The 18,832-nt window shown below is 61.4% G+C and carries 20 protein-coding genes; 9 read left to right on the top strand and 11 right to left on the bottom strand.

Features of this window, described 5'->3' with window-relative positions:
- Positions 1 to 5: 5 nt before the first annotated feature.
- The 5 genes from V7066_RS23240 to V7066_RS23260 all read right to left on the bottom strand — a co-directional run bounded on the left by V7066_RS23240 (position 6) and on the right by V7066_RS23260 (position 4,761).
- A complete protein-coding gene (locus V7066_RS23240) occupies positions 6 to 1,310 on the bottom strand; it encodes a PQQ-dependent sugar dehydrogenase (RefSeq protein ID WP_334185340.1) in 1,305 nt (434 codons plus the stop codon).
- Positions 1,307 to 1,753, bottom strand: a complete 447-nt coding sequence (locus tag V7066_RS23245) for a DUF2231 domain-containing protein (RefSeq protein WP_334185341.1) — start codon at positions 1,751 to 1,753, stop codon at positions 1,307 to 1,309. The genes V7066_RS23240 and V7066_RS23245 overlap by 4 nt, the downstream gene beginning before the upstream one ends.
- A gap of 51 nt (positions 1,754 to 1,804) precedes the next feature.
- Complete coding sequence (locus V7066_RS23250) at positions 1,805 to 3,250, bottom strand: L,D-transpeptidase family protein (RefSeq protein WP_334185342.1); 1,446 nt, start codon at positions 3,248 to 3,250, stop codon at positions 1,805 to 1,807.
- Between the two features lie 79 nt (positions 3,251 to 3,329).
- Complete coding sequence (locus tag V7066_RS23255; RefSeq protein WP_334185359.1) at positions 3,330 to 3,995, bottom strand: murein L,D-transpeptidase catalytic domain family protein; 666 nt, start codon at positions 3,993 to 3,995, stop codon at positions 3,330 to 3,332.
- 340 nt (positions 3,996 to 4,335) lie between these two features.
- Entirely contained in the window at positions 4,336 to 4,761 is a 426-nt protein-coding gene (locus V7066_RS23260) for an SRPBCC family protein (protein WP_334185343.1), read from the bottom strand.
- Between the two features lie 154 nt (positions 4,762 to 4,915).
- On the opposite strand from V7066_RS23260, the gene V7066_RS23265 reads away from it, so the two are divergent.
- The 8 genes from V7066_RS23265 (at position 4,916) to V7066_RS23300 (ending at position 12,332) form a co-directional block, all read left to right on the top strand.
- Positions 4,916 to 5,614, top strand: coding sequence for a glutathione S-transferase (locus V7066_RS23265; RefSeq protein WP_334185344.1), 699 nt, complete (start codon positions 4,916 to 4,918; stop codon positions 5,612 to 5,614).
- A gap of 132 nt (positions 5,615 to 5,746) precedes the next feature.
- Positions 5,747 to 6,268: a 2Fe-2S iron-sulfur cluster-binding protein gene (locus V7066_RS23270; RefSeq protein WP_334185345.1), complete on the top strand. Its 522-nt coding sequence runs from the start codon at positions 5,747 to 5,749 to the stop codon at positions 6,266 to 6,268.
- Positions 6,265 to 7,254, top strand: coding sequence for an FAD binding domain-containing protein (locus V7066_RS23275; RefSeq protein ID WP_334185346.1), 990 nt, complete (start codon positions 6,265 to 6,267; stop codon positions 7,252 to 7,254). The genes V7066_RS23270 and V7066_RS23275 overlap by 4 nt, the downstream gene beginning before the upstream one ends.
- Positions 7,251 to 9,584, top strand: a complete 2,334-nt coding sequence (locus V7066_RS23280; RefSeq protein WP_334185347.1) for a xanthine dehydrogenase family protein molybdopterin-binding subunit — start codon at positions 7,251 to 7,253, stop codon at positions 9,582 to 9,584. The genes V7066_RS23275 and V7066_RS23280 overlap by 4 nt, the downstream gene beginning before the upstream one ends.
- Positions 9,585 to 9,595: 11 nt before the next feature.
- Positions 9,596 to 10,318, top strand: coding sequence for a DUF899 family protein (locus V7066_RS23285; protein WP_334185348.1), 723 nt, complete (start codon positions 9,596 to 9,598; stop codon positions 10,316 to 10,318).
- A gap of 581 nt (positions 10,319 to 10,899) precedes the next feature.
- Positions 10,900 to 11,067, top strand: coding sequence for a DUF1328 domain-containing protein (locus V7066_RS23290; RefSeq protein WP_147223179.1), 168 nt, complete (start codon positions 10,900 to 10,902; stop codon positions 11,065 to 11,067).
- 661 nt (positions 11,068 to 11,728) lie between these two features.
- Positions 11,729 to 11,989: a hypothetical protein gene (locus tag V7066_RS23295; RefSeq protein ID WP_334185349.1), complete on the top strand. Its 261-nt coding sequence runs from the start codon at positions 11,729 to 11,731 to the stop codon at positions 11,987 to 11,989.
- 49 nt (positions 11,990 to 12,038) lie between these two features.
- Complete coding sequence (locus V7066_RS23300; RefSeq protein ID WP_334185350.1) at positions 12,039 to 12,332, top strand: plasmid stabilization protein; 294 nt, start codon at positions 12,039 to 12,041, stop codon at positions 12,330 to 12,332.
- 408 nt (positions 12,333 to 12,740) lie between these two features.
- Here the strand turns inward: V7066_RS23300 and V7066_RS23305 are convergent, their stop codons facing one another.
- The 6 genes from V7066_RS23305 to V7066_RS28845 form a co-directional block, all read right to left on the bottom strand.
- Entirely contained in the window at positions 12,741 to 13,286 is a 546-nt protein-coding gene (locus tag V7066_RS23305; protein WP_334185351.1) for an RES family NAD+ phosphorylase, read from the bottom strand.
- A gap of 21 nt (positions 13,287 to 13,307) precedes the next feature.
- Positions 13,308 to 14,066 (bottom strand): hypothetical protein, encoded by a 759-nt coding sequence (locus V7066_RS23310; RefSeq protein WP_334185352.1) that lies wholly within the window; start codon positions 14,064 to 14,066, stop codon positions 13,308 to 13,310.
- A 417-nt stretch (positions 14,067 to 14,483) separates the two neighbouring features.
- On the bottom strand, positions 14,484 to 14,855 hold the full coding sequence (locus V7066_RS23315) for a pyridoxamine 5'-phosphate oxidase family protein (protein ID WP_334185353.1): 372 nt from the start codon (positions 14,853 to 14,855) through the stop codon (positions 14,484 to 14,486).
- Positions 14,856 to 15,044: 189 nt separating this feature from the next.
- Complete coding sequence (locus V7066_RS23320; protein ID WP_334185360.1) at positions 15,045 to 15,281, bottom strand: cold shock domain-containing protein; 237 nt, start codon at positions 15,279 to 15,281, stop codon at positions 15,045 to 15,047.
- Between the two features lie 288 nt (positions 15,282 to 15,569).
- Positions 15,570 to 15,884: a DUF1488 family protein gene (locus tag V7066_RS23325; protein ID WP_334185354.1), complete on the bottom strand. Its 315-nt coding sequence runs from the start codon at positions 15,882 to 15,884 to the stop codon at positions 15,570 to 15,572.
- Positions 15,885 to 15,959: 75 nt separating this feature from the next.
- Complete coding sequence (locus tag V7066_RS28845; RefSeq protein ID WP_442947367.1) at positions 15,960 to 16,691, bottom strand: hemerythrin domain-containing protein; 732 nt, start codon at positions 16,689 to 16,691, stop codon at positions 15,960 to 15,962.
- A 388-nt stretch (positions 16,692 to 17,079) separates the two neighbouring features.
- Between V7066_RS28845 and chrA the strand changes: the two genes are divergently transcribed.
- Positions 17,080 to 18,399, top strand: coding sequence for a chromate efflux transporter (chrA, locus tag V7066_RS23335; RefSeq protein ID WP_334185356.1), 1,320 nt, complete (start codon positions 17,080 to 17,082; stop codon positions 18,397 to 18,399).
- The last annotated feature ends 433 nt before the right edge of the window (positions 18,400 to 18,832 follow it).

The following is an 18,832-nucleotide window of genomic DNA, read 5'->3' on the forward strand; positions in this document are numbered from 1 at the left end:
TCAGCTTAGCGCGCTGCAGAAGGCGTGATGCGCCAGACCGTGTTGGACAAGTCATCGGCGACCAGCAACGCACGGCTGACTGGATCGTACGTCACGCCGACCGGACGGCCCCGGGCCTTGCCGTCCGGACCGATGAAACCGGTCACGAAATCGCGCGGTTTACCGGAGGGACGGCCGTCGGTGAAAGGAATCCACACGACCTTGTACCCCGCGAGTTGGCGGCGGTTCCAGCTGCCATGCTGGCCGACGAAGGCACCGTCGGCGTAATCTCCGCCGAAACCGCCGCCTGTCAGGAACGTCAGGCCGAGCGCAGCGACGTGCGAGCCTAGCGCATAGTCAGGGACGATGGCTTTGCGCGCCATCTCGGGCTTCTGCGGGTGGACGCGAGGGTCGAGATGATTGCCGTAGTAGCTGTAGGGCCAGCCGTAGAAGGCGCCAGGCTTCACCGAAGTCATGTAATCCGGCACGAGATCGGCGCCGAGTTCGTCGCGCTCGTTGACGACGGCCCAGAGCGCTTGTGTTGCCGGATTGATGGCGAGCGCGGTCGGATTGCGGATGCCCGAGGCATAAGTCCGGTGAGCGCCGCTCTCCCGATCGATTTCCCAGACGACCGCGCGTTCTTCTTCCAGAGCCATGCCGCGTTCGCCGATGTTGCTGTTCGACCCGATCCCGACATAGAGGCGCATACCATCGGCGCTGGCGCTCAGCGACTTGGTCCAGTGGTGATTTGGATTGGCCGGCAGCTTCGTTACCACCTCGCCGGGGTTGGCTATGCGGGTCGCGCCGTCAGGGTACGGGAACCGCAGCAGCGCGTCCTGATCCGCAACGTAGAGATTGCCATCGACCAGCGCCAGTCCGTAAGGCGCATTAAGACCGCCGATCAGCACGGTCTGTAGTTCGTACTTGCCGTCACCGTCGCGGTCCCGCAGCAGCGTCACGCGGTCGCCCCCCTTGGTGCCACTCTTGCCGAGGCTCTTGATGTAGCCTGCGATCACGTCTTTCGGGCGCAGCTTGGGTGCGCTGCCCCCGAGCCCCTCGGAAACGAGTATGTCGCCGTTGGGCAGGACCAGCGTCTGGCGCGGCACCTTGAGTCCGGTCGCGATCGGGGTGATCGTGAAACCCTGGGGAACGCTCGGCATGGCGCCGTTCCAGCCTGCAGGCCGCGCGATCTTCATCGGCGGCAGCAGCGTTTCCTTCATGCCCGGCAGCTCTGGACTGGCGCCGGTCTGGTCGAGTTCGGGAGCCTTGTCGCAGGCGGTGAGGGCGAGCGGGGCGGTCAGTGTCAGCAGGGCATGGCGCAGCATGGTCATGCGCGCAGCTCCCTCGGCACGGTATAGCCGATCCAGCCTGCAGCGAGCGCCAACACGGTGGAGATGAGGGAAAGGACAAGTCCGGTGGTGCCGACTGAACTCCACCCGTCGTGGCTGTGCTGGAAGGCGTTGATGAGGCCGATCACGAACAACGCGCCCAGCACGCCGGCAAGCCGGATACTCCCCGCGCGGTACGCTCGAACGAGCGCCCATGCCAGCGACAGCCCGGTGAAGACCAACGCGCCCGCAATCAGCCAGGCGGCGAAGTTCGACCACTGCATTTCGGAGCTGTTGAGGTAGGTCACGTCCGCCGCCAGCGCGCCGGGAAACAGCCCGACTGGAAAGGCAAGCAGTATGCCGTTGAGAGGATGGAGCACCCTGGGTACGCTGCGTGAACGGGCTGCTGGCAAGTCGAGGTCCTCAGGCGCCTTGGGCGGGGTCATCACCTTTAAATGCGCCGGATTGCGATGGGTTGCCGACAATCTTTATACCTCTCATGGCCCGACATCGCCGCCATTTGCGCGCAGCTGGTGACTGGCGCTGGCAGCAAAGCCCAGTGCGGTCGCCACCCGATCATTCCAGCCATAGGGATCGGAACGGATTACCGGTTCACCGTCATCGCCGAACAGGACGGTGTGGTAGAGCAGGCGCACTGGAATTTCATGCGGCAGCGGCACGAAAGTCTCCTTGCCGGTAGCGCGGGCGCGGTGCCAGTCGTCGAGGACGCCTTCGTCCTTCGCCAGCATCTCGGCAAAGCCCAGTGCGTCCTCCACACGGACGCAGCCGTGGCTGCGTTGGCGCTGGACTTCCTGGAACAGTTGCTTCGCCGGAGTGTCGTGCAGGTAGATCTGGTGCTCATTCTTCATGTCGAACTTGACAAGGCCCAGCGAATTCTTCGGGCCTGGCTGCTGCACGATCCAGCCATCCTTCCAGGCCATGTTGTTACGGCTCAGATATGCACTGCCCTTGCCCGCAATTTCCTTGCTCTGGATCGAGCGGGGCACCGTCCAGGTCGGATTGGCGACCAGGCGATAGATCGGCGAACCCAGTTGCGGGGTCTCGTTCTCGGGTTCGCCGACGACGACCTTGCGGGTATCGATCATTTTGCCATTACGCCAGTACGCCAGACGACCGGCGGCGATGTTGACGTCGATGCGCGTTTCCGGCGGATTACGCTCCAACCAGCGAAGGCGCTCCATGGCGACTGCGATCTCGCGCGCCTTGTCGGCATCGGACAGGTTGAGGATCTCCAATGCATCCTTGCCGATGACGCCGTCGGGTTTGATGCCGTAGTCGGCCTGCATACGCTTCACTGCCATGACCATCGCCGGTGAATAGCGCTCACCCTGCATCTGGCCGGCATCGAGGTAATCCGATGCGACAAGCTGGCGTGCGATCCGTTCAATGCGCGGATCGGTATCGCCCGGCTTGAGCGGCTTGCTGTCCTGAGGGATGGCAGGCGTCGGAGCATCCTTACTCCCGCGCAGGGTCAGGTACGCCTTCGACAGGCCCCGGTAGCCGTCGTCCTGCGGTGCAAGGCCCTCCAGCCAGGCCTTGAGATCCCCATCCTTCAGGGCCTTGGCGAGCCCAGGCAGCAGATCGGATCCGGGCCGCGCAACCGTGTAGATTTCGTAAAGCTTCTTCGGATCGGTGGCGCCGCGGGCAAGCGCGGCAGCATAGCGCAGGGCGCCTTGCGTCAGGGCACGGTCGCCCTCGGCATTGCCGGGACGGCCTTCGACAGGGAATGGCACGTGATCGAGCCCATGGGCGGCGCGTCCGTCTATCGCGGCCCGAAGATCGCGTAGGTCCGCGTCAGTCCAGTGAACCTGGTCGATGCTGACAGCCGGAGCTGGGGCGTCTGGGGTTTTGGAGGAGGGACCACATGCCGCCAACGCACATGTCACGGCCAGCAGGGGAAGAACGATCGACCGGTTACGCACACGGATCTCCTTGAAAGACCCGTATAACAACTGGTTGGTGCGCCGGATGTTGCCTGCCGCGCGAAACGATGCGCCGCACTCAGGTTCTCGCGGCGAAGATCATCCTGTCCTTGCCCAGGAACGAGAACACATCGTCGAGCTTGTTCTCACCCACTGCAAAGCATCCTTGGCTGCGGCCAAGCTTGCCATGCGCGCGGATCATGTCCTCGTTGGCGTACCAGGCGCTATGGACGACCACTGCGCGGCTTAGCGCGTTGCTGTTCGTGGGATCGAGGCCAATCAACTGCTGCGAGCGCCCGTGCTTGCCGACGTAGTAATCCCCTGTGAGAAATGCGCCTTCGCTCGATGCGTTGGAATTGAAGGCATTGGAGAACCGCTCGACGAATCCGGTGTGGTGCGGGTCGGAACCGGAGCCGTGCGCCACCAGGAAGCGCAAAGCCTTTCCATCGACGACATCAAGGAAATGCATCCTCATGTCCGATGAAGATGCAGAGAAATCGACGATTGCGATACGGTCGCGCGCCTTGATCCGATCAGAATGCCTGTCGAGAGAGGCCAGCGCCTTGCGCAGAAGGCCGGGCTCCACTGTCGAGAATGTTCTTGGCGGGCTGTTGCCGCGAACGGTCGCGGGGGCGCTCGGCGTCTTTCCGGGCGGTAGCGCAGGCGCGGCGAACGGCGAGGGCTTCATGAGCGAAGAGGACCGTGAACAGGCGCCGACTACCACGGCCGCGCCCGCCATCATCATCGCCCGGCGATGCATTGCTATTTCATGCTGGGCCATAGGAGGTGATATGGGAGGTGACCGCGCGAATGGAAGACATTTTCCTGTATAATCAGATCAGGCGAGCGGCTGCGGAGGATATTCTCAGCAGCAGCGACAGGACTACCGCCAGCCGGGCCGCGGTACCCTACACGGTCAGCGCAAGCGCAGGCCGCTGCAACGCTTTCTTGCCCTGCTGCCGCACGAGTTCGCGGACTATCTTTGGAGAACGGGCGCCGCTGCTTGGCGTTTTGCGCCTCGTCCACATTTATCTACTCATAAGGTTCGGCATTCGCTTCGGGGGCCTTGTTTTGCGAGCCGCCGGTCATGATCCGGCGTTTCCGGCAGGTTTTTGTTGCTCCAGCAGACGCTTCAGCGCGGACAGGTCCTTCCTAACCATCGCGGCATCCTGATCGAAGTTCATATCATCCATACCGGGCTGCCGGAACAACGTGAACATCACCTGCGTCCCATTGCCGTTCTCGATCATCCGCAGAGGAATGTAGATCATTGGTTTCCCGGGCAACATGACCCAATGGTCGAGCACCCCGAAAGCGTTCGGGGGGCTGAACCGGACCGTGGCTTGCCCGAGCGGAGTCTCCGCCAGCCAGCGGTCTCCTTCGCGGTGGAGCGACGAGGACATGCCCGCAGCCCACTCCGGAAAGTTCTCAGGCCTACTGGCGAACGCATAGGCTTCGTCCATGCGGCGATCGACAAAAATATCGATTATGCGGGTTTCGAGAACGGTCATGGGTCAACCCCTTCACCGGTCGATAACCCGTGAGCAGGTGAGGAGTTCTCGCGTTGGTTTCCGGCAGGTTGAGCGAGCGCCGGGTCGAGGTGGGAAACGAGGCGGTGTGCGATGCATTGAATCCGACAACGTTTTGCACGGGAGCCTCCATTCGATGGCCGACTTCGATCTTTATTATTGGCCTGTTCCGTTTCGGGGACAGTTTGTCCGTGGCATCCTCGCCTATGCCGGGAAGAGCTGGAAAGAACACGACAGCGACGAAATCGGCGAACTCATGGCCCGCCCGCCCGCAAGCCAACCGGTGCCCTTTATGGGGCCACCTGTCCTTATCGAGAAAGCGGCAAAGTTTGCCATTGCCGAGATGCCCGCTATCTCGCTCTACCTTGGCGAGAAGCTGGAGCTCCTGCCGTCGTCTTCCGAAGATCGGGCGCGTTCGATGAAGGTCGTTAACGACGCAAACGACGTTCTGGACGAGCTGACCCTCGACGGCGGGCGCGAAATGTGGACCACGGACAAATGGCGTGAATTCGTGCCGCGCCTGGGCCGATGGATGGAAATCTGGGAGGCTACCGGATCGGCGAACGGGCTCCGAGAGGCAAGCGGCACCCTGCTCGGAAGCGAGAAGCCTGAGCTTGCGGATATCGTCACCGCCGTTCTCTGGTCGACGATGGCAGATCGCTTCGGCGTCATCGCGGCCCTTCTGGCACAAAACGCTCCTCGGGTAGCCGCCCTCACACGGCGGATGCAGGCAACGCCCGAACTCGCTCGGCTGGCCGAAGAAAGCCGCCGGAAGTTTGGCGACACGTATTGCGGGGGTGAGATCGAGAAATCCCTGCGCGCCGTCGCTGCCTGAGGGGGCGCCTTTCAACGCACTGTCGCACACATTGGTCCGATCAGCGACGACCGGGCACCAAACGCTCTCCGGCGGGTTGTGCGGATGCGAGGCAGGTCCACGTCAGGCGTGCCTGCTGCGAAAGGTGCGCGCATGGCCATGACCGTCAACGGCGAGGTCGCCGAAATTCCCCTTGATCCGCGAGTTTCGCTCCTCGATTTCCTGCGCGAGCATCTGCATCTATCCGGCACGAAGAAAGGCTGCGACCAGGGCGCTTGCGGCGCCTGCACCGTTCTTCTCGATGGTGACCGTATCCTGTCTTGCCTGTCACTTGCCGTACAGTGCGAGGGACGCTCGATCACGACCATTGAGGGGGTCGGGGCCCCAGGCCACCTGCATCCCCTGCAGCAGGCCTTCGTCGAGCATGACGGCTTTCAGTGCGGCTACTGCACCCCCGGTCAGATATGTTCCGCCATCGGCATGGCGGCGGAAATTTCGCGGGGGGTGCCAAGCCATGTGACCGCCGATCTCTCCGACGATCGAATAGAACTGAGCCATGACGAGTTGCGCGAGAGGATGAGCGGCAACCTGTGCCGCTGCGGGGCCTACAACGGCATCGTAGCGGCCATCGCCGAAAAAATTGCCGAAGAGCCGCTCGTGGAGGCGGCCGAATGAACCCGTTCACTTATGCGCGTGCCGCCGGCGCATCCGATGCCGTCCAGCAGGGTGGTAGTGACGGCGCGAAGTATCTCGGCGGCGGCACCAATCTCGTCGACCTTATGCGCGAGACAATCGAGCGACCGGCGAGTCTGGTGGATGTCACGGGATTTTCGCGTGAGATCGAGGAACTGCCCGGCGGCGGCCTGCTGATCGGCGCTGGAGTGCGCAATACCGTGCTCGCTGGGCACAGCCGGGTGCGCCGAGGCTACCCCGTGCTCACCCGGGCGATCGTTTCGGGTGCCAGCCCGCAGATCCGCAACATGGCAACGGTCGGCGGGAATATTCTTCAGCGGACCCGTTGCGCCTATTTCTACGATGAAGCAGGATCGCGCTGCAACAAGCGCAAACCGGGCGCGGGCTGCGATGCGATCGGCGGGTTCACCCGCAATCATGCGATCTTCGGTGCCTCGTCTTCATGCGTCGCGGTCCACCCTTCCGACATGTGCGTGGCGCTCGCGGCCCTGGACGCAGTGGTCCATCTACGCGGCCTCGGCGGCGAGCGGCGCATCGCGCTGGCGGACTTCCATCTCCTGCCCGGCGACCGGCCGGACATCGAGACCAGGCTGGAGGCGGGCGAACTCATCACCGGCATCGAACTGCCGCCGCTGCCAGGCAAGGTGCGCTCGACCTATCGCAAGGTGCGTGATCGTTCGAGCTACGCCTTCGCGCTGGTCTCCGTAGCGGCGGTGCTGGAAATCGAGGACGGACATGTCCGCGACGTGCGCATCGCATTCGGCGGGGTTGCGCACAAACCGTGGCGCGCGGCGCGGGCCGAGGCGGTGCTGCGCGGTAGCCCGGCGGAATCGTCAGCCTTTGCCATGGCGGCCGATGCGGAACTTGCCGCGGCGAGGACTCTAGCGGGCAATGCCTTCAAGATCGAGCTGGCCCGTCGCACGATGGTCGCCGTGCTTGAAGATCTCGCCGGAGGAGAAATCGCATGAGCATCGTCGGCGACGCCAAGCAAGCCATACAGGGTGCAGTGCAGGGCGCGATGGCGAAGGCTGTCGCACTCGCGCCTGACAGCTGGATTCCTGGAGGCGATCCCGATCCCCTGATCCGCGAGCGCTACGGTCACGTCGGCAAGCCGCTGTCGCGCATCGACGGCCCGCTCAAGGTATCGGGGCAGGCGCGCTTCGCGGCGGAATTCCCGATGGAAAGCATGGTCTATGCCGCGCTGGTCTTCAGCACCATTGCAAAGGGCCGCATCACGACGATCGATACAGCGCCGGCCAGCATCGCTCCGGGCGTTGTCGCGGTTATGGATCATCGCAACGCCCCGCGCCTTGCACGGCCGCCAGTGTTCATGTCGGCGCCCAAGGCGGCCGGCGGGGACGAGCTGCCGATCATGCAGGGTAATGAGATCCGCTGGAATGGCGAGCCGGTAGCGGTCGTGGTCGCCGAAACGCAGGAGGCGGCGGACCACGCCGCTTCGCTCATCCGTGTGACTTACGAGGAAGCGGGTTCACTGACCTCCTTTGCCGAGGCGCGGGCAGGGGGCACGCGGCCCGCGATTTTCATGGGCCAGCCTCTCCATGACGAGCGAGGCGATGCCAGGGCGGCGCTGGAAGAGGCCGAGGTGCGCATCGATGCCACGTACGCGACGCCGCGCCACAACCACAATGCCATCGAACTTCACGGCGTTACCGCCGCATGGCAGGGCGACGTGCTGCGCATCCACGATGCCTCGCAACTGGTCGCCCATACCGCCTGGTCGATTGGCCAGATGTTCGGCATGGCCGAAGACAAGGTGGTCGTCACTTCGCCCTATGTGGGCGGGGGTTTCGGCGGCAAGTGCCTATGGCAGCATCAGGTTCTCGCGGCCATGGCTGCGAAAGTAACCGGCCGCCCTGTGCGTCTCGTCCTCTCGCGCGAAGGGGTTTACCGCGTCGTCGGTGGCCGCTCGCCGACCGAGCAGCGCGTCGCACTCGGCGCCGACCGCGACGGAAGGCTCAAGGCGCTGATCCACACGGGCGTCACCGTCAAGACCGCGACCAACGCGATGCCCGAGCCGTTCATTCTGCCAGCGCGCAGCGCCTACGCCTCGGACACATTGAAGCTCGACGTGCAGACGGTGGAACTCGACATGCTGGCCAACACCTTCATGCGCGCACCGGGGGAAGCGGTCGGCACTTTCGCCCTGGAGAGCGCGATGGACGAATTGGCCGAGGCGCTCGGCATCGATCCGGTGGAACTGCGCATCCGCAACGAGCCGGAAAAAGACCCGACCACCGGCCTGCCATTCTCGTCCCGCCACATAATCGAGGCATGGCGCAGCGGCGCGCAGCGCTTCGATTGGGCGCGGCGCGACCCTCGCCCGGGCATGCGCCGGCAAGGTGAATGGCTTGTCGGCATGGGCTGCGCCTTGGGGACTTATCCCTATTACCGAATGCCCGGGGGTGCAGCGCGGATCACGCTCACGCGGGACGGCCGCGCCATCGTCGACATCGCGGCGCACGAGATGGGCATGGGCACTGCAACCGCGCAAACGCAGGTCACCGCCGAGCGCCTCGGGCTGCCGCTCGACCGAGTGACATTCAACTATGGCGATTCCACTTTGCCCGGCGTCGTTCTCGCAGGCGGATCGCAGCAGACTGCAGCGATCGGAGCGGCGGTGGGAGCTGCACATCGCGATCTGGTGAAGACGCTCCTCAAGCTGGCCGGCAACGATTCCCCGCTTGCCGGGCTCGGGCCGGGCGATGTCGTCAGCCGCGAGGAAGGGCTGTGCAAGGCCGACGATCCGACGAGGCATGAGAGTTACGCCGCCATACTCGCTCGCGCCGGACAGGATATGGTCAGCGTCGAGGCCGATGGCCCGCCGCCGCTGGAGACGATGCACTGGTCCATGCACAGCCATGCCGCAATGTTCTGTGAGGTGCGCGTCAACGCCGTAACTGGTGAACCACGTGTCAGCCGCTTCCTCGGCTCCTTCGATTGCGGGCGCATCCTCAATCCGAAGACCGCGATGAGCCAGTTCCGCGGCGGCATCATCATGGGGCTTGGTCTTGCGCTGATGGAAGACGCGCAGTTCGACGAGCGCAAGGGCCGGATCATGAACCCGAGTCTGTCGGAGTACCATGTTCCGGTGCATATGGACGTCCCCGAAATCGACGTGATCTGGACCGGCATCCCGGATCCGCACGCCCCGATGGGCGCCCGCGGCATCGGTGAGATTGGCATCACCGGCACCGGCGCCGCTGTCGCCAACGCCGTATACAACGCGACCGGCAAGCGCGTCCGCGACCTACCGATCACGCTCGATAAGCTCCTTTGAGGCTGAAGATCATGGCGCATCTTTCCTTTCCCAATGAAAGCGCGGCCTACCGAGAAGCCCGCAATGCGCTTCTCGACGCAGAGATCGAACTGCGTGCGCACAGCGAAAAGGTCGCGGCCATGCGCCGTGCATTGCCGCCCGGCGGCGCTGTGCCGGAGGACTACGTCTTCGAGCGGATCGGCGAGCACGGGATGCCCGAGCACGTTCGACTGAGCGAACTGTTCCATCCGCACGATACGCTAATCCTCTACAGTTTTATGTACGGCCCCGAAAAGACACTGCCGTGCCCGGGGTGCACGCACTTGCTCGATGGAATGAATGGGGCAGGCCGGCACGTCGAACAGCGCGCCTCGCTTTATATCGCCGCGAAGTCGCCGCTTGCCCGGCTGGTCGAGTGGGCACGCGTTCGCGGTTGGGATCATCTCAGGATGCTGAGCACTGCTGGCAACAACTACACTGCGGACTATTTCGGAGAGACAAGCAGGTTGTCACCCGAAATGCGCAGCGCCCACGGCATTGCCGAGGGCGAAGACTGGGACGAGACGATCTACAACGTCTTTCGCCGGGAAGACGGCAACACGATCCGTCACTTCTGGGGCAGCGAGTTGACCTATGCGCCCTCGGAGCCTGGACAGCACCACCGCTCGGGCGACGCCGCAAATCCGCTATGGGGCCTCCTCGACATGACACCCGAGGGGCGAGGCAGCTTCTTTCCAAAGGTGTGGTACGACTGAAGGCATGGGCGGTCGGCTGCGGGGCGGAGCAGTAAGGCGCGGCCTTTCAAATCCTCGTACCCGAATGCCAGCCCGCGCCCATGGGATCTTTTTGCACTGCCCGCTTCTTTTCGCACTGGCGACCGTTCCGGGCATCCTGGCCTTCGTCCGATACGCGAACAGCGGGTCTTGGCGACCGCGGCCGCTGGCCTCGCCATCGGTAAACGGCGTAGTCTGGGGCGCCAGCTGTCGGAAAAAGTGGATCGTCGGTACCTGGCGGCAAAAATCGGACGCTGAGGGTATGCGACGGGTCGGTGCCGTCTAACGCTCGTGCGACACGGCCCGCAACGCGGTTATGGGATACGCCCGTCAGCACGAAGCCGTCCAAACAGCGCGGAGATCCCATCCGCGGTGGGTTGGAATCTGGCGAAACCAGGATCCAGACACTCCTGCCGGCTCGTGACGGTTTGTCTGGCAATGATCAGCCATGTTCTTGCCGGTGCCTCCTTCGCAAGATTTGCGGAACATAGGGACAGAACAGATGTTCTAGAAACGAGCTGCTCGAAAAGGTCGACGCAGCGCTTGCATCAAGGGAGAGCCCCATGTTTCGCTGGGCCATCATTTTCGCTGTTGTTGCACTTATCGCGGCGCTGCTGGGCTTTGGCGGCGTTGCTGGCCTTTCGGCCAGTCTTGCAAAGGTCTTCCTGCTCGTTGCGGTCGTGATCCTGGTTCTTGGTTTCTTCTTCGGTCGGGGCAAGAGAGTTCCTTGACCCCCGGCTCGGGGCATTCTGTGTAGGCAGAAATTTTCTGCGGTGCCTTGAGCTGGAAATCGAGCCTCAGGATCATGCCTTGACGGCATGATCCTGAGGCAGTTTGCGTTCAATCATCCCTAAAACTGTATGGATCAACGCAGCAAGCGGCCGGTCGTGGCTCCGCCAAATAGAGTAGCTGCGATCATCGCCCCTCTCACCACCCGCATTACGATAGCGGCAACGTTGTCGTTCCCCCTCGGCTTGCCCGCCCCGTGCTCTGACCAAATCCTCCAAACCCTTGAAATGGCGGAACGAGTTTGATGGCGGGCAGGCCACGGCGAACGCCGCAAAATCCGAAGACGAGAAGACGAAGGCATGTATGCACCTGATCGCCGAATATGGGGCCATTAAGATCAATAAATTGGATCAGTTCTGCGCACTATTCGAAACAACGCCATCTTTCTTGGCGCCAGTCAATTCCTCGCGCGTCGAATGGCTGTCTGGAAGTTTTTACAGGCCATGGAGCTCGCTCGCTCCAACGTCAGTTCAAGAGCTAAAGGGGCCGCACTTCGACTAACTTCGGCGTGCCGTTGTAAACTGTCCATCTCGCTTCGGCCGTGAAACCATTTGCCCACGCGCTGTGTTGAATCCAACGAAACCGCGATTAAGGAACCCGATCATGCCGTCGACACCCAAAACGACTGAAGGCCCGGATGAGACCGGCGCTGGCAAGCGCACCAATCGGAAGGCCGAGGAAAAAGTCTCGCCCGGAGATAACAGCGCAACGATAGCAGGCCAGGGTCATGGCAGCCCGGCCATCGTCACTACGGAAATCGACGAGCCCGGCGCCCCCGAACCGACCGCGGATCGCCCGGGCCGCGGTCCGAGCGGCGCGGCGACAGCTGGCAAGTTCCCGGATGGGTTACCGGACAAGCCCTGAAACTATCTCAGGGCGGGGACTACCGGGGAAGGAATGAAGGACAGCAGAGATGCCTAGAGGTGACAAGAGCAGCTACACAGACAAGCAGAAGCGCCGCGCCGAGCATATCGAGGAGAGCTACGAAAAGCGTGGTACCCCCAAAAAGGAGGCCGAAAGCCGCGCCTGGGCAACCGTCAACAAGGAAAGCGGCGGCGGCAAGAAATCCGGATCGGGTCGAGGAAAGACCGAAAACCGGAGCGCGTCATCCCGGGGCGGCAAGGCGCATAAGTCCGGGTCGGCGGAACAACGATCGGCTGCTGCACGAAAGGGATGGGAAACCCGGCGGAGAAACGGCAACGCGTGACCGGTCGCATTGAAAACCGGGATGGTGCCAGGCTAGCATGATGGCGTTAGAGCTTGACCTACGGGTAAATCGGGCGCGCGCCTCCGTTGAACCCAGCCCGGTTTTGCTGAAGACAACTTGAGTGCCCGTCGAAGTTTGCGCTCCCCCGCAGAATTACAGTGCGCATCCTCGAACTCCTCGAACAGGATCTGGACTTTCCGGTTCAGGTCGCGCTGTTTCTTCGAAGGAGGAGATCAAGAGTACTCTTCATGACCTTATCGAATAGATCGCTGAGGGAGGGAAGGGCGCCTTGGACGGCAGTGTGGATGAAATACCTGGTTTTAGACAGGAAGTTTCACGATACTTTGACTTGATCTCGGGACCTCAAACGGAGCGGCATGCGCTCGCAACAAGCTTTGCCTTTGAGATTTACGGGGCCACATAGTCTTTCCCGAAATGCGCCGCCAACCGCTCGGCTTCCGATGGCGAAATGGGGACTGCGCTAAGAGCTGATAGCCTGATCGCATCGGATGCACGTTCGAACAAGGCGACGCACCGCTGATTGTCGAAACGCGAGGTGTAGAGGATGCCGTCGGCACTCGTCGTTTCGTGAATATGGCCGCTGATCTCCCAGGTACGGGCGTAAGCGTCGCCATGAACATCGGTGAAGGAAAGTCCATGTGCGGAAACCCCGGCATCCACCAGCGGATAGAGCCTGAGCGCCCGCGTGGTCACGAGCTCGCTTCGGACCCGCCCATCGATCGTGGTCGAAAGAATATAAGGGATCGCGGGCGTGCGCACGAAGGTTTCCCCAAACGCCGTCTCGATGGACCGCGCAGCGTAGAGGATCTTGTAGCTCCCGTCCGGGGAATCGAACCTGTTGACGGGATCGGGGCCGACCGGACCAAAGAAGACCGGGCTATGAACGGCGCGATGATAGCGGTGCAGATGTGCGCCCGCGCCGATACGGCGCATCAAAGTTACGGCCATGACGCGTCAGGCAGTCCAGCCCGTGACGAGCGCGACAAGTTGCTTTAGCGCCAGCGCGCCGGGCTTGCGAACCAAGATCTGCAAGGGTGTTTCCGGCTTCGGGCCATAACCCGTAACGGGTGTCGTGAGCAGCATGAGCTGCTCCCAAGGGTCGGTATCGCCGAAAGCTTCCAGCAGCTGCTTGAGGTTCGGCGCTGTGGCGCCATCGACGAATTGGCCCGCAGGATAGCGGATCTCGTTCCCGTACTGAACGCCAAGGATCTGACGGCGCTGTCGCTGCTTTTCGATCGCAGCGACACTTACTCCCAGCATCTCGGCGACGTCCGCGCGTTCCAGCATTCCGCCTGCTCGGTCCGCCATCTCGTCACGGAAACGCGCTGTCTTCTCGCGTGCAGCCTTGATCGCGGCAATATCCGCAGCCGATTCAGGCGCGATGTCCCGAGGGGCGATCGCGAGGGCATGGCGCAGATCCGCAGAACCTACGATATCCGCCAGCGTATCGTCGCTTGCGGACTCCACTGCCTTGGCGATAGCAAGTGTCAGCTTCTCCAGAGCCTTGCGCCGCAAGGTGTCGCCGGGCGCAATGTTTGCTGGAAGAGCGGCCTTCCCACCGGTCGATGATGCGTGCGTAGCCATGATCGTCCTTTCTGTCTCCAATATATGATATTTGACAAAAAGGACAAGATGTCCCGTCTTTTTCGACGTGACAAAATCGGCTTTCGATGGTCGCCGGGAGAAGGATTTGGAAGGCCTGCGTCCCGCCACCTTCAGGCCAGCGGCCGTTCCGACGGGCGACACACCGTGACCGGGAGGAGCCCGCCATGAGCAGTAGCTGGAAAAGACCTTCGCGACACGCAAGCAGGTCGAAGCGCCGTGGAGCACCTCATTCAGGAGTTGGGTGAGGAACGTGCGGACATCTTCACAACTCCGCAAGGTTCGCAGAACAGTTCGGAGGAGACGTTGAGCGGCTGCGATGCGCCCCGCAGTGCTGAAGCCTGGTCGGGAGGATACCGCGCTCGGGACGTTACGGGAATCGTCGGGTTCATATTCTGCCGCGATCCGGCTCTTACGGTCCTTGGATATTGGCGAGAGACCCTGTTTGCGGACTGACCAGTACGACTGCGCCGGTCGACGGCAATTGGCTCTCGCTGGTAGGTAACCGTCAAAGTCTCGCTTTCGGCGTCAGCTCGATTTTACCTTCATCATCTCCATCCCGATAATGCCGGCGATGGCCAGCAATCCTGAGTAGAACCAATCGTGGCGTCTCTGTTCGTTCAGGCCATCACCCCCCTCCTCCACGGCGAGGAAAAACGGGCGCTGGCCCAGACCTCCCGAGGATCCCTGGTAATTGAGCGTAACCGACGGGTTCGCAGCGAGGTCGGAGACCGTTACCGCGCTGTCGGCGGTAAAGAACCAGGAATCCCCATCGTAATCGACCTCGCGATTATTGCTCATGGGCCGCACACCAATCGCACCATCCTCGGTGTGGGGAACTAGCATCGTGAAATCGATATCCCTCATCTTCTTCGAGAGATCTTCGATGGTGTTCGTCATGCCTGATCCTTCTTCGCTGCTCTTCTCGCTTAACGCGGCGGCAGAAGGCGTGTCCCGCGGTCCGCGTCAACTCATCCAAAATCCTGCAAATTGCGTCGCGGCGGAATTGCTTAGATCATCACCGGGGGCTCTTGCGGCCAGCGTCGTTGCATTGGAGCGGCGGGGCGCGACAGGCAGTCGTGCAGCAGACTATAGCTTCTGCTCGGTTCTGCCTATTGCAACGGCCGAAATCTTCCCGTTTCGCGCTACAAGGATGTCATAGGTGAAATTCTCGCCAGGGTTCAGGTGCGTCGAGCCCGCCTTTCGCAGCGTATCTAAATGAATGAACACATCGCTGCTCCCATCATCCGGCTTGATGAATCCGTAGCCATGGCGGACACTGAAAAAGATTACCTGCCCAGTTTTCACCGAGTGCGCCCTGTTCACAAACCGGCCGGAAATCCGACTTTGCAAAAAAACTAGGGCAGAATTCAACGCAGCGCCAACAACCTGTGTTAAATCGCGCGCTCATCCCTCGAAGCCGAGGAGGAATCCTTGGCTCTCGCTTCGCTTTCATCGCACCTGACGTGCAGGCGCTCGAGACCAGTTGCTCTGAAAACTGGATGTTCGTTCGTGCAGACACCAATGCCATCCAGACGAGCAATCGCTATATCCGACTGCGCTCCGTCCACGACTTGAAGGAATTTACGGATCGTTCCAGCAAAACGGATTGCCTCAGCCTTCGAAAAGGCCGGGTTGCTCATCACGAAGGGCCTTTATCTCTTCAGTGGTTATGACAAACTCTTCTTGAGCCTTGTTGCTCGCGAGCCAGAGCCTGTGTGCAGCGGGAAGCAAAATACCCTGGTTCTCGTCGAAAACTTTTTCCGCACTGCTATCGTTGACAGGAAAAGAGAGGGCTTCGATCTGTTCCAGCGCATCGCGGGTGACATAGAACCGGTAGCGCGTTGCCTCCCATTGGCCGGTGAATTCCACAGCCTCGCGGTCGGCAACCCAACGTCGGACCGCAGGAGTGAACGTCAGATCGAGCATGCCGGTCTCCTCACGTGTTGTCTCAGCCCTGTCGGTCTTGGCCTTTCATCAAACCGAACAAATACCACCCATTCGTCACGCTGCGACGCGCAGTGTAACTTGGACAGGTCCTACCTTCGTAAGGATGCCTGGTTCGGAATGGCGAAGAGATTTTTCCTTATGTGCCACAATCCGGTCTCGCAGCGCGACAAGGTCGACACCGGATTTCCGGCTAACTGCGAACTGGCCCCCCGACAAGCTTTCCTGCTCATGAACGTGCTGCGCGAATTTTTCGGACAGCATCGCGACCATGACCGCGAATGGGACATCTTGCTCCAAAGCGGACTCGATATCGCCTATCAGAATTCTGGCATGCTGGCGGTGGGTATCGACCTGGAAAGTCGAGGGAAAGATATCCTCCTCCACTGCCAGGTGAATTCGTGTCTCGCTACAGATTTCTCGGGCAAGCACTTTTCTGCGCGATGCCGACTTTGCGTGATCGAACTGGCGAAAGAGGTCTCTGACTTTGCGGTGATCTGCCTTCAATAGCGCGATGGCATCGGTGAACACGGGTGGCATAGCGTCCTTCTTGTCCGGATATCTATCCATAAGTGCATTTCGGACGAACTCGTTCCCGGATGCCGTAAAGCCCCTGATCGTGCCCGAAAAATCTACGACGGAAACGCTAGGCACTTGGGACAGAGCATGAGCCCATTCGGATAGGGGCACGACGACCTGATACGTCAAATTCCTGCTGGAGTTTCGAGCAGTCGCGGCACCGATCCTTGGCTGCGGTGCGACCCCGAGACAATGTGATATTGTGTTCATCGGCAAGTGGTCGCGAATGACTTACCGGTGAATTGATAATGAGGCATGAGTTAAATCAATGGCCTGATTTGCATCGTGCAGAGCTTTCGGTTTTCTCTAATGTCCGTGCGATGAAGTGGCGGGATTGCGTCTTGCCTAAATGCCGGACTGACCCAGGGAGGGTCGATAATGGAGGTGCGATAGGATGAGACGATCGGGAGGAGTCGACCAAATCGCGTCGTTCGGCGCCCCAAACAGAAAGGCCGCAGTCGGCAGTTTCGGACATTGCATGGGCCGCTAGCGCCGGTTACTATACGTGAACCGGGATAGAGCAACCTCCCGGTCAGGCGTTTCGCCCAAGCGTTGCCTTCTGACCCCGCTGCGGCGAGGCATGGAGGTATTGGACAGAATGGCTGACAGCAGTTTGCATCACCCTTCATTTTCCGAGCTAACGCGCGTTTCGGCGCGGATCGGTTGTCTCAGTTTCGGAGGGCCCGCCGGGCAAATCGCTCTGATGCACCGCGAGCTGGTCGATGAGCGGCGCTGGGTCGATGAGGATGACTACCTCCAGGCTCTGAACTTGTGCCACTTGCTGCCGGGGCCGGAAGCGCAGCAACTCGCCACCTGGATTGGCTGGAAGCTCCATGGCTGGAAGGGCGGTGTTGTCGCCGGAGCACTGTTCGTTGTCCCTGGCGCGCTGGTTATGCTGGGTCTGTCGGTCCTCTACGCATTTGCGGCCAACCTTGCTTGGTTCACGGCGCTGTTCCTGGGGATCAAGGCGGCGGTACTGGCGATCATTATCCAGGCCCTGATGCGGATCGCGGGAAGGGCCCTCAAAACGGCGTTCCAGCGAGTGCTGGCGATCGCAGCCTTCACCGCGCTGTTCCTGTTTAATGCTCCATTTCCGCTGGTCGTGCTGATGGCCTTGGCACTTGGTGCGTGGGTCGGGGCAAAGCGGCCGGACTGGCTTGCGCTTAAGAAGAGCAGCACTCGAGACAGCAATCCGAGCCCGTGGGCGGCGAGCTTTAAGGCGGTGCTGATCTGGGCTGCGATCTGGACTGCGCCAATGGCGGCAATTTTCGTGTTCCTCGGGCGCGATCACGTATTGTGGCACATTGGCGTGTTCTTCTCGCAGCTCGCTGTGGTCACTTTTGGCGGCGCCTACGCAGTACTGGCCTACATGGCGCAAGAGGCTGTGAACGGCTTCGGCTGGCTTGCCGCAGGCGAAATGGCCGATGGCCTTGGCTTGGCAGAGACTACTCCAGGGCCGCTGATCATGGTGACGCAGTTTGTGGGTTACCTTGCTGCATTCCGTGCGCCTGAGCCGTTCAGCCCGGTTGTTGCCGGCGTCATGGGTGCCGTGCTTACCACATGGGTCACGTTTGCGCCGTGCTTCCTGTGGATCTTTGCTTTCGCACCATGGATGGATCGTTTGCAGCGTTCATCGGCACTCAAGGGAGGATTGGCGGCGGTGACGGCGGCGGTCGTAGGGGTGATTGCGAACCTCGCACTATGGTTTGCGCTGCATGTGCTGTTTGCAGTCGTCGATGAGGTCGCCATTGGGCCAATGCGGCTGCAGGTGCCAGAGTGGACCACCTTCGATTGGCGAGCAGCATTGATCGCAGCAGTCGCGGCAGCATTAATCTTCCGGCTGAAGATGGGAATAGTCCCCACCTTGGCTGTGGCAGCCACCTTGGGACTGATCATCGGAAAGCTTGCTTCAGGTTAGAATGATTGCCCGCACGACGGAATCATGCGGGCTGGCACCGGTAGGCTGTCCCACGCTATGAATATTCGAATGCTGGTGAAAGTAGCGATTGTTTGATGGGCCACCTTCGTCGATGACCGCTTCCATGCCAATTGCGGCCGTTTAGACTTGGTCTCTGATCGGCTGCAAAGTCCCGCGACGCGGCATTCGCCGTCAGCGAAACCGACCCTTTGTTGCCGTTACGCCGCCCAATTTTACTCCCTAGGAGCGGAACTGCCGCTTTTCCCTCCCGTGCTGTCAGGAAGCCGTGACTACCTAAGGGCAACAATCCTATGGCTTTGCCAAACAGCCCTCAGGTGACATCATTCGGTGCCGAAAGAGAGCTTCGGCTTACAGATCACATCAGTGAAGGCTCTGCCTCGCTGCCTCCCGCAAGGCAGAGGAGAGGTCTGAA

The sequence above is a fragment of the Novosphingobium sp. genome, from assembly GCF_036820275.1.
In the GTDB taxonomy this organism is placed as follows: Bacteria; Pseudomonadota; Alphaproteobacteria; order Sphingomonadales; family Sphingomonadaceae; genus Novosphingobium.

What these genes read in the sequence shown, in the direction of transcription:
- V7066_RS23240 (WP_334185340.1), bottom strand. Translation starts at nt 1,310, where the DNA reads ATGACCATGCTGCGCCATGCCCTGCTGACACTGACCGCCCCGCTCGCC.
- V7066_RS23245 (WP_334185341.1), bottom strand. Translation starts at nt 1,753, where the DNA reads ATGACCCCGCCCAAGGCGCCTGAGGACCTCGACTTGCCAGCAGCCCGT.
- V7066_RS23255 (WP_334185359.1), bottom strand. Translation starts at nt 3,995, where the DNA reads ATGATGATGGCGGGCGCGGCCGTGGTAGTCGGCGCCTGTTCACGGTCC.
- V7066_RS23260 (WP_334185343.1), bottom strand. Translation starts at nt 4,761, where the DNA reads ATGACCGTTCTCGAAACCCGCATAATCGATATTTTTGTCGATCGCCGC.
- V7066_RS23265 (WP_334185344.1), top strand. Translation starts at nt 4,916, where the DNA reads ATGGCCGACTTCGATCTTTATTATTGGCCTGTTCCGTTTCGGGGACAG.
- V7066_RS23270 (WP_334185345.1), top strand. Translation starts at nt 5,747, where the DNA reads ATGGCCATGACCGTCAACGGCGAGGTCGCCGAAATTCCCCTTGATCCG.
- V7066_RS23275 (WP_334185346.1), top strand. Translation starts at nt 6,265, where the DNA reads ATGAACCCGTTCACTTATGCGCGTGCCGCCGGCGCATCCGATGCCGTC.
- V7066_RS23280 (WP_334185347.1), top strand. Translation starts at nt 7,251, where the DNA reads ATGAGCATCGTCGGCGACGCCAAGCAAGCCATACAGGGTGCAGTGCAG.
- V7066_RS23285 (WP_334185348.1), top strand. Translation starts at nt 9,596, where the DNA reads ATGGCGCATCTTTCCTTTCCCAATGAAAGCGCGGCCTACCGAGAAGCC.
- V7066_RS23290 (WP_147223179.1), top strand. Translation starts at nt 10,900, where the DNA reads ATGTTTCGCTGGGCCATCATTTTCGCTGTTGTTGCACTTATCGCGGCG.
- V7066_RS23295 (WP_334185349.1), top strand. Translation starts at nt 11,729, where the DNA reads ATGCCGTCGACACCCAAAACGACTGAAGGCCCGGATGAGACCGGCGCT.
- V7066_RS23300 (WP_334185350.1), top strand. Translation starts at nt 12,039, where the DNA reads ATGCCTAGAGGTGACAAGAGCAGCTACACAGACAAGCAGAAGCGCCGC.
- V7066_RS23305 (WP_334185351.1), bottom strand. Translation starts at nt 13,286, where the DNA reads ATGCGCCGTATCGGCGCGGGCGCACATCTGCACCGCTATCATCGCGCC.
- V7066_RS23315 (WP_334185353.1), bottom strand. Translation starts at nt 14,855, where the DNA reads ATGACGAACACCATCGAAGATCTCTCGAAGAAGATGAGGGATATCGAT.
- V7066_RS23325 (WP_334185354.1), bottom strand. Translation starts at nt 15,884, where the DNA reads ATGCTCGATCTGACGTTCACTCCTGCGGTCCGACGTTGGGTTGCCGAC.
- V7066_RS28845 (WP_442947367.1), bottom strand. Translation starts at nt 16,691, where the DNA reads ATGAACACAATATCACATTGTCTCGGGGTCGCACCGCAGCCAAGGATC.
- chrA (WP_334185356.1), top strand. Translation starts at nt 17,080, where the DNA reads ATGGCTGACAGCAGTTTGCATCACCCTTCATTTTCCGAGCTAACGCGC.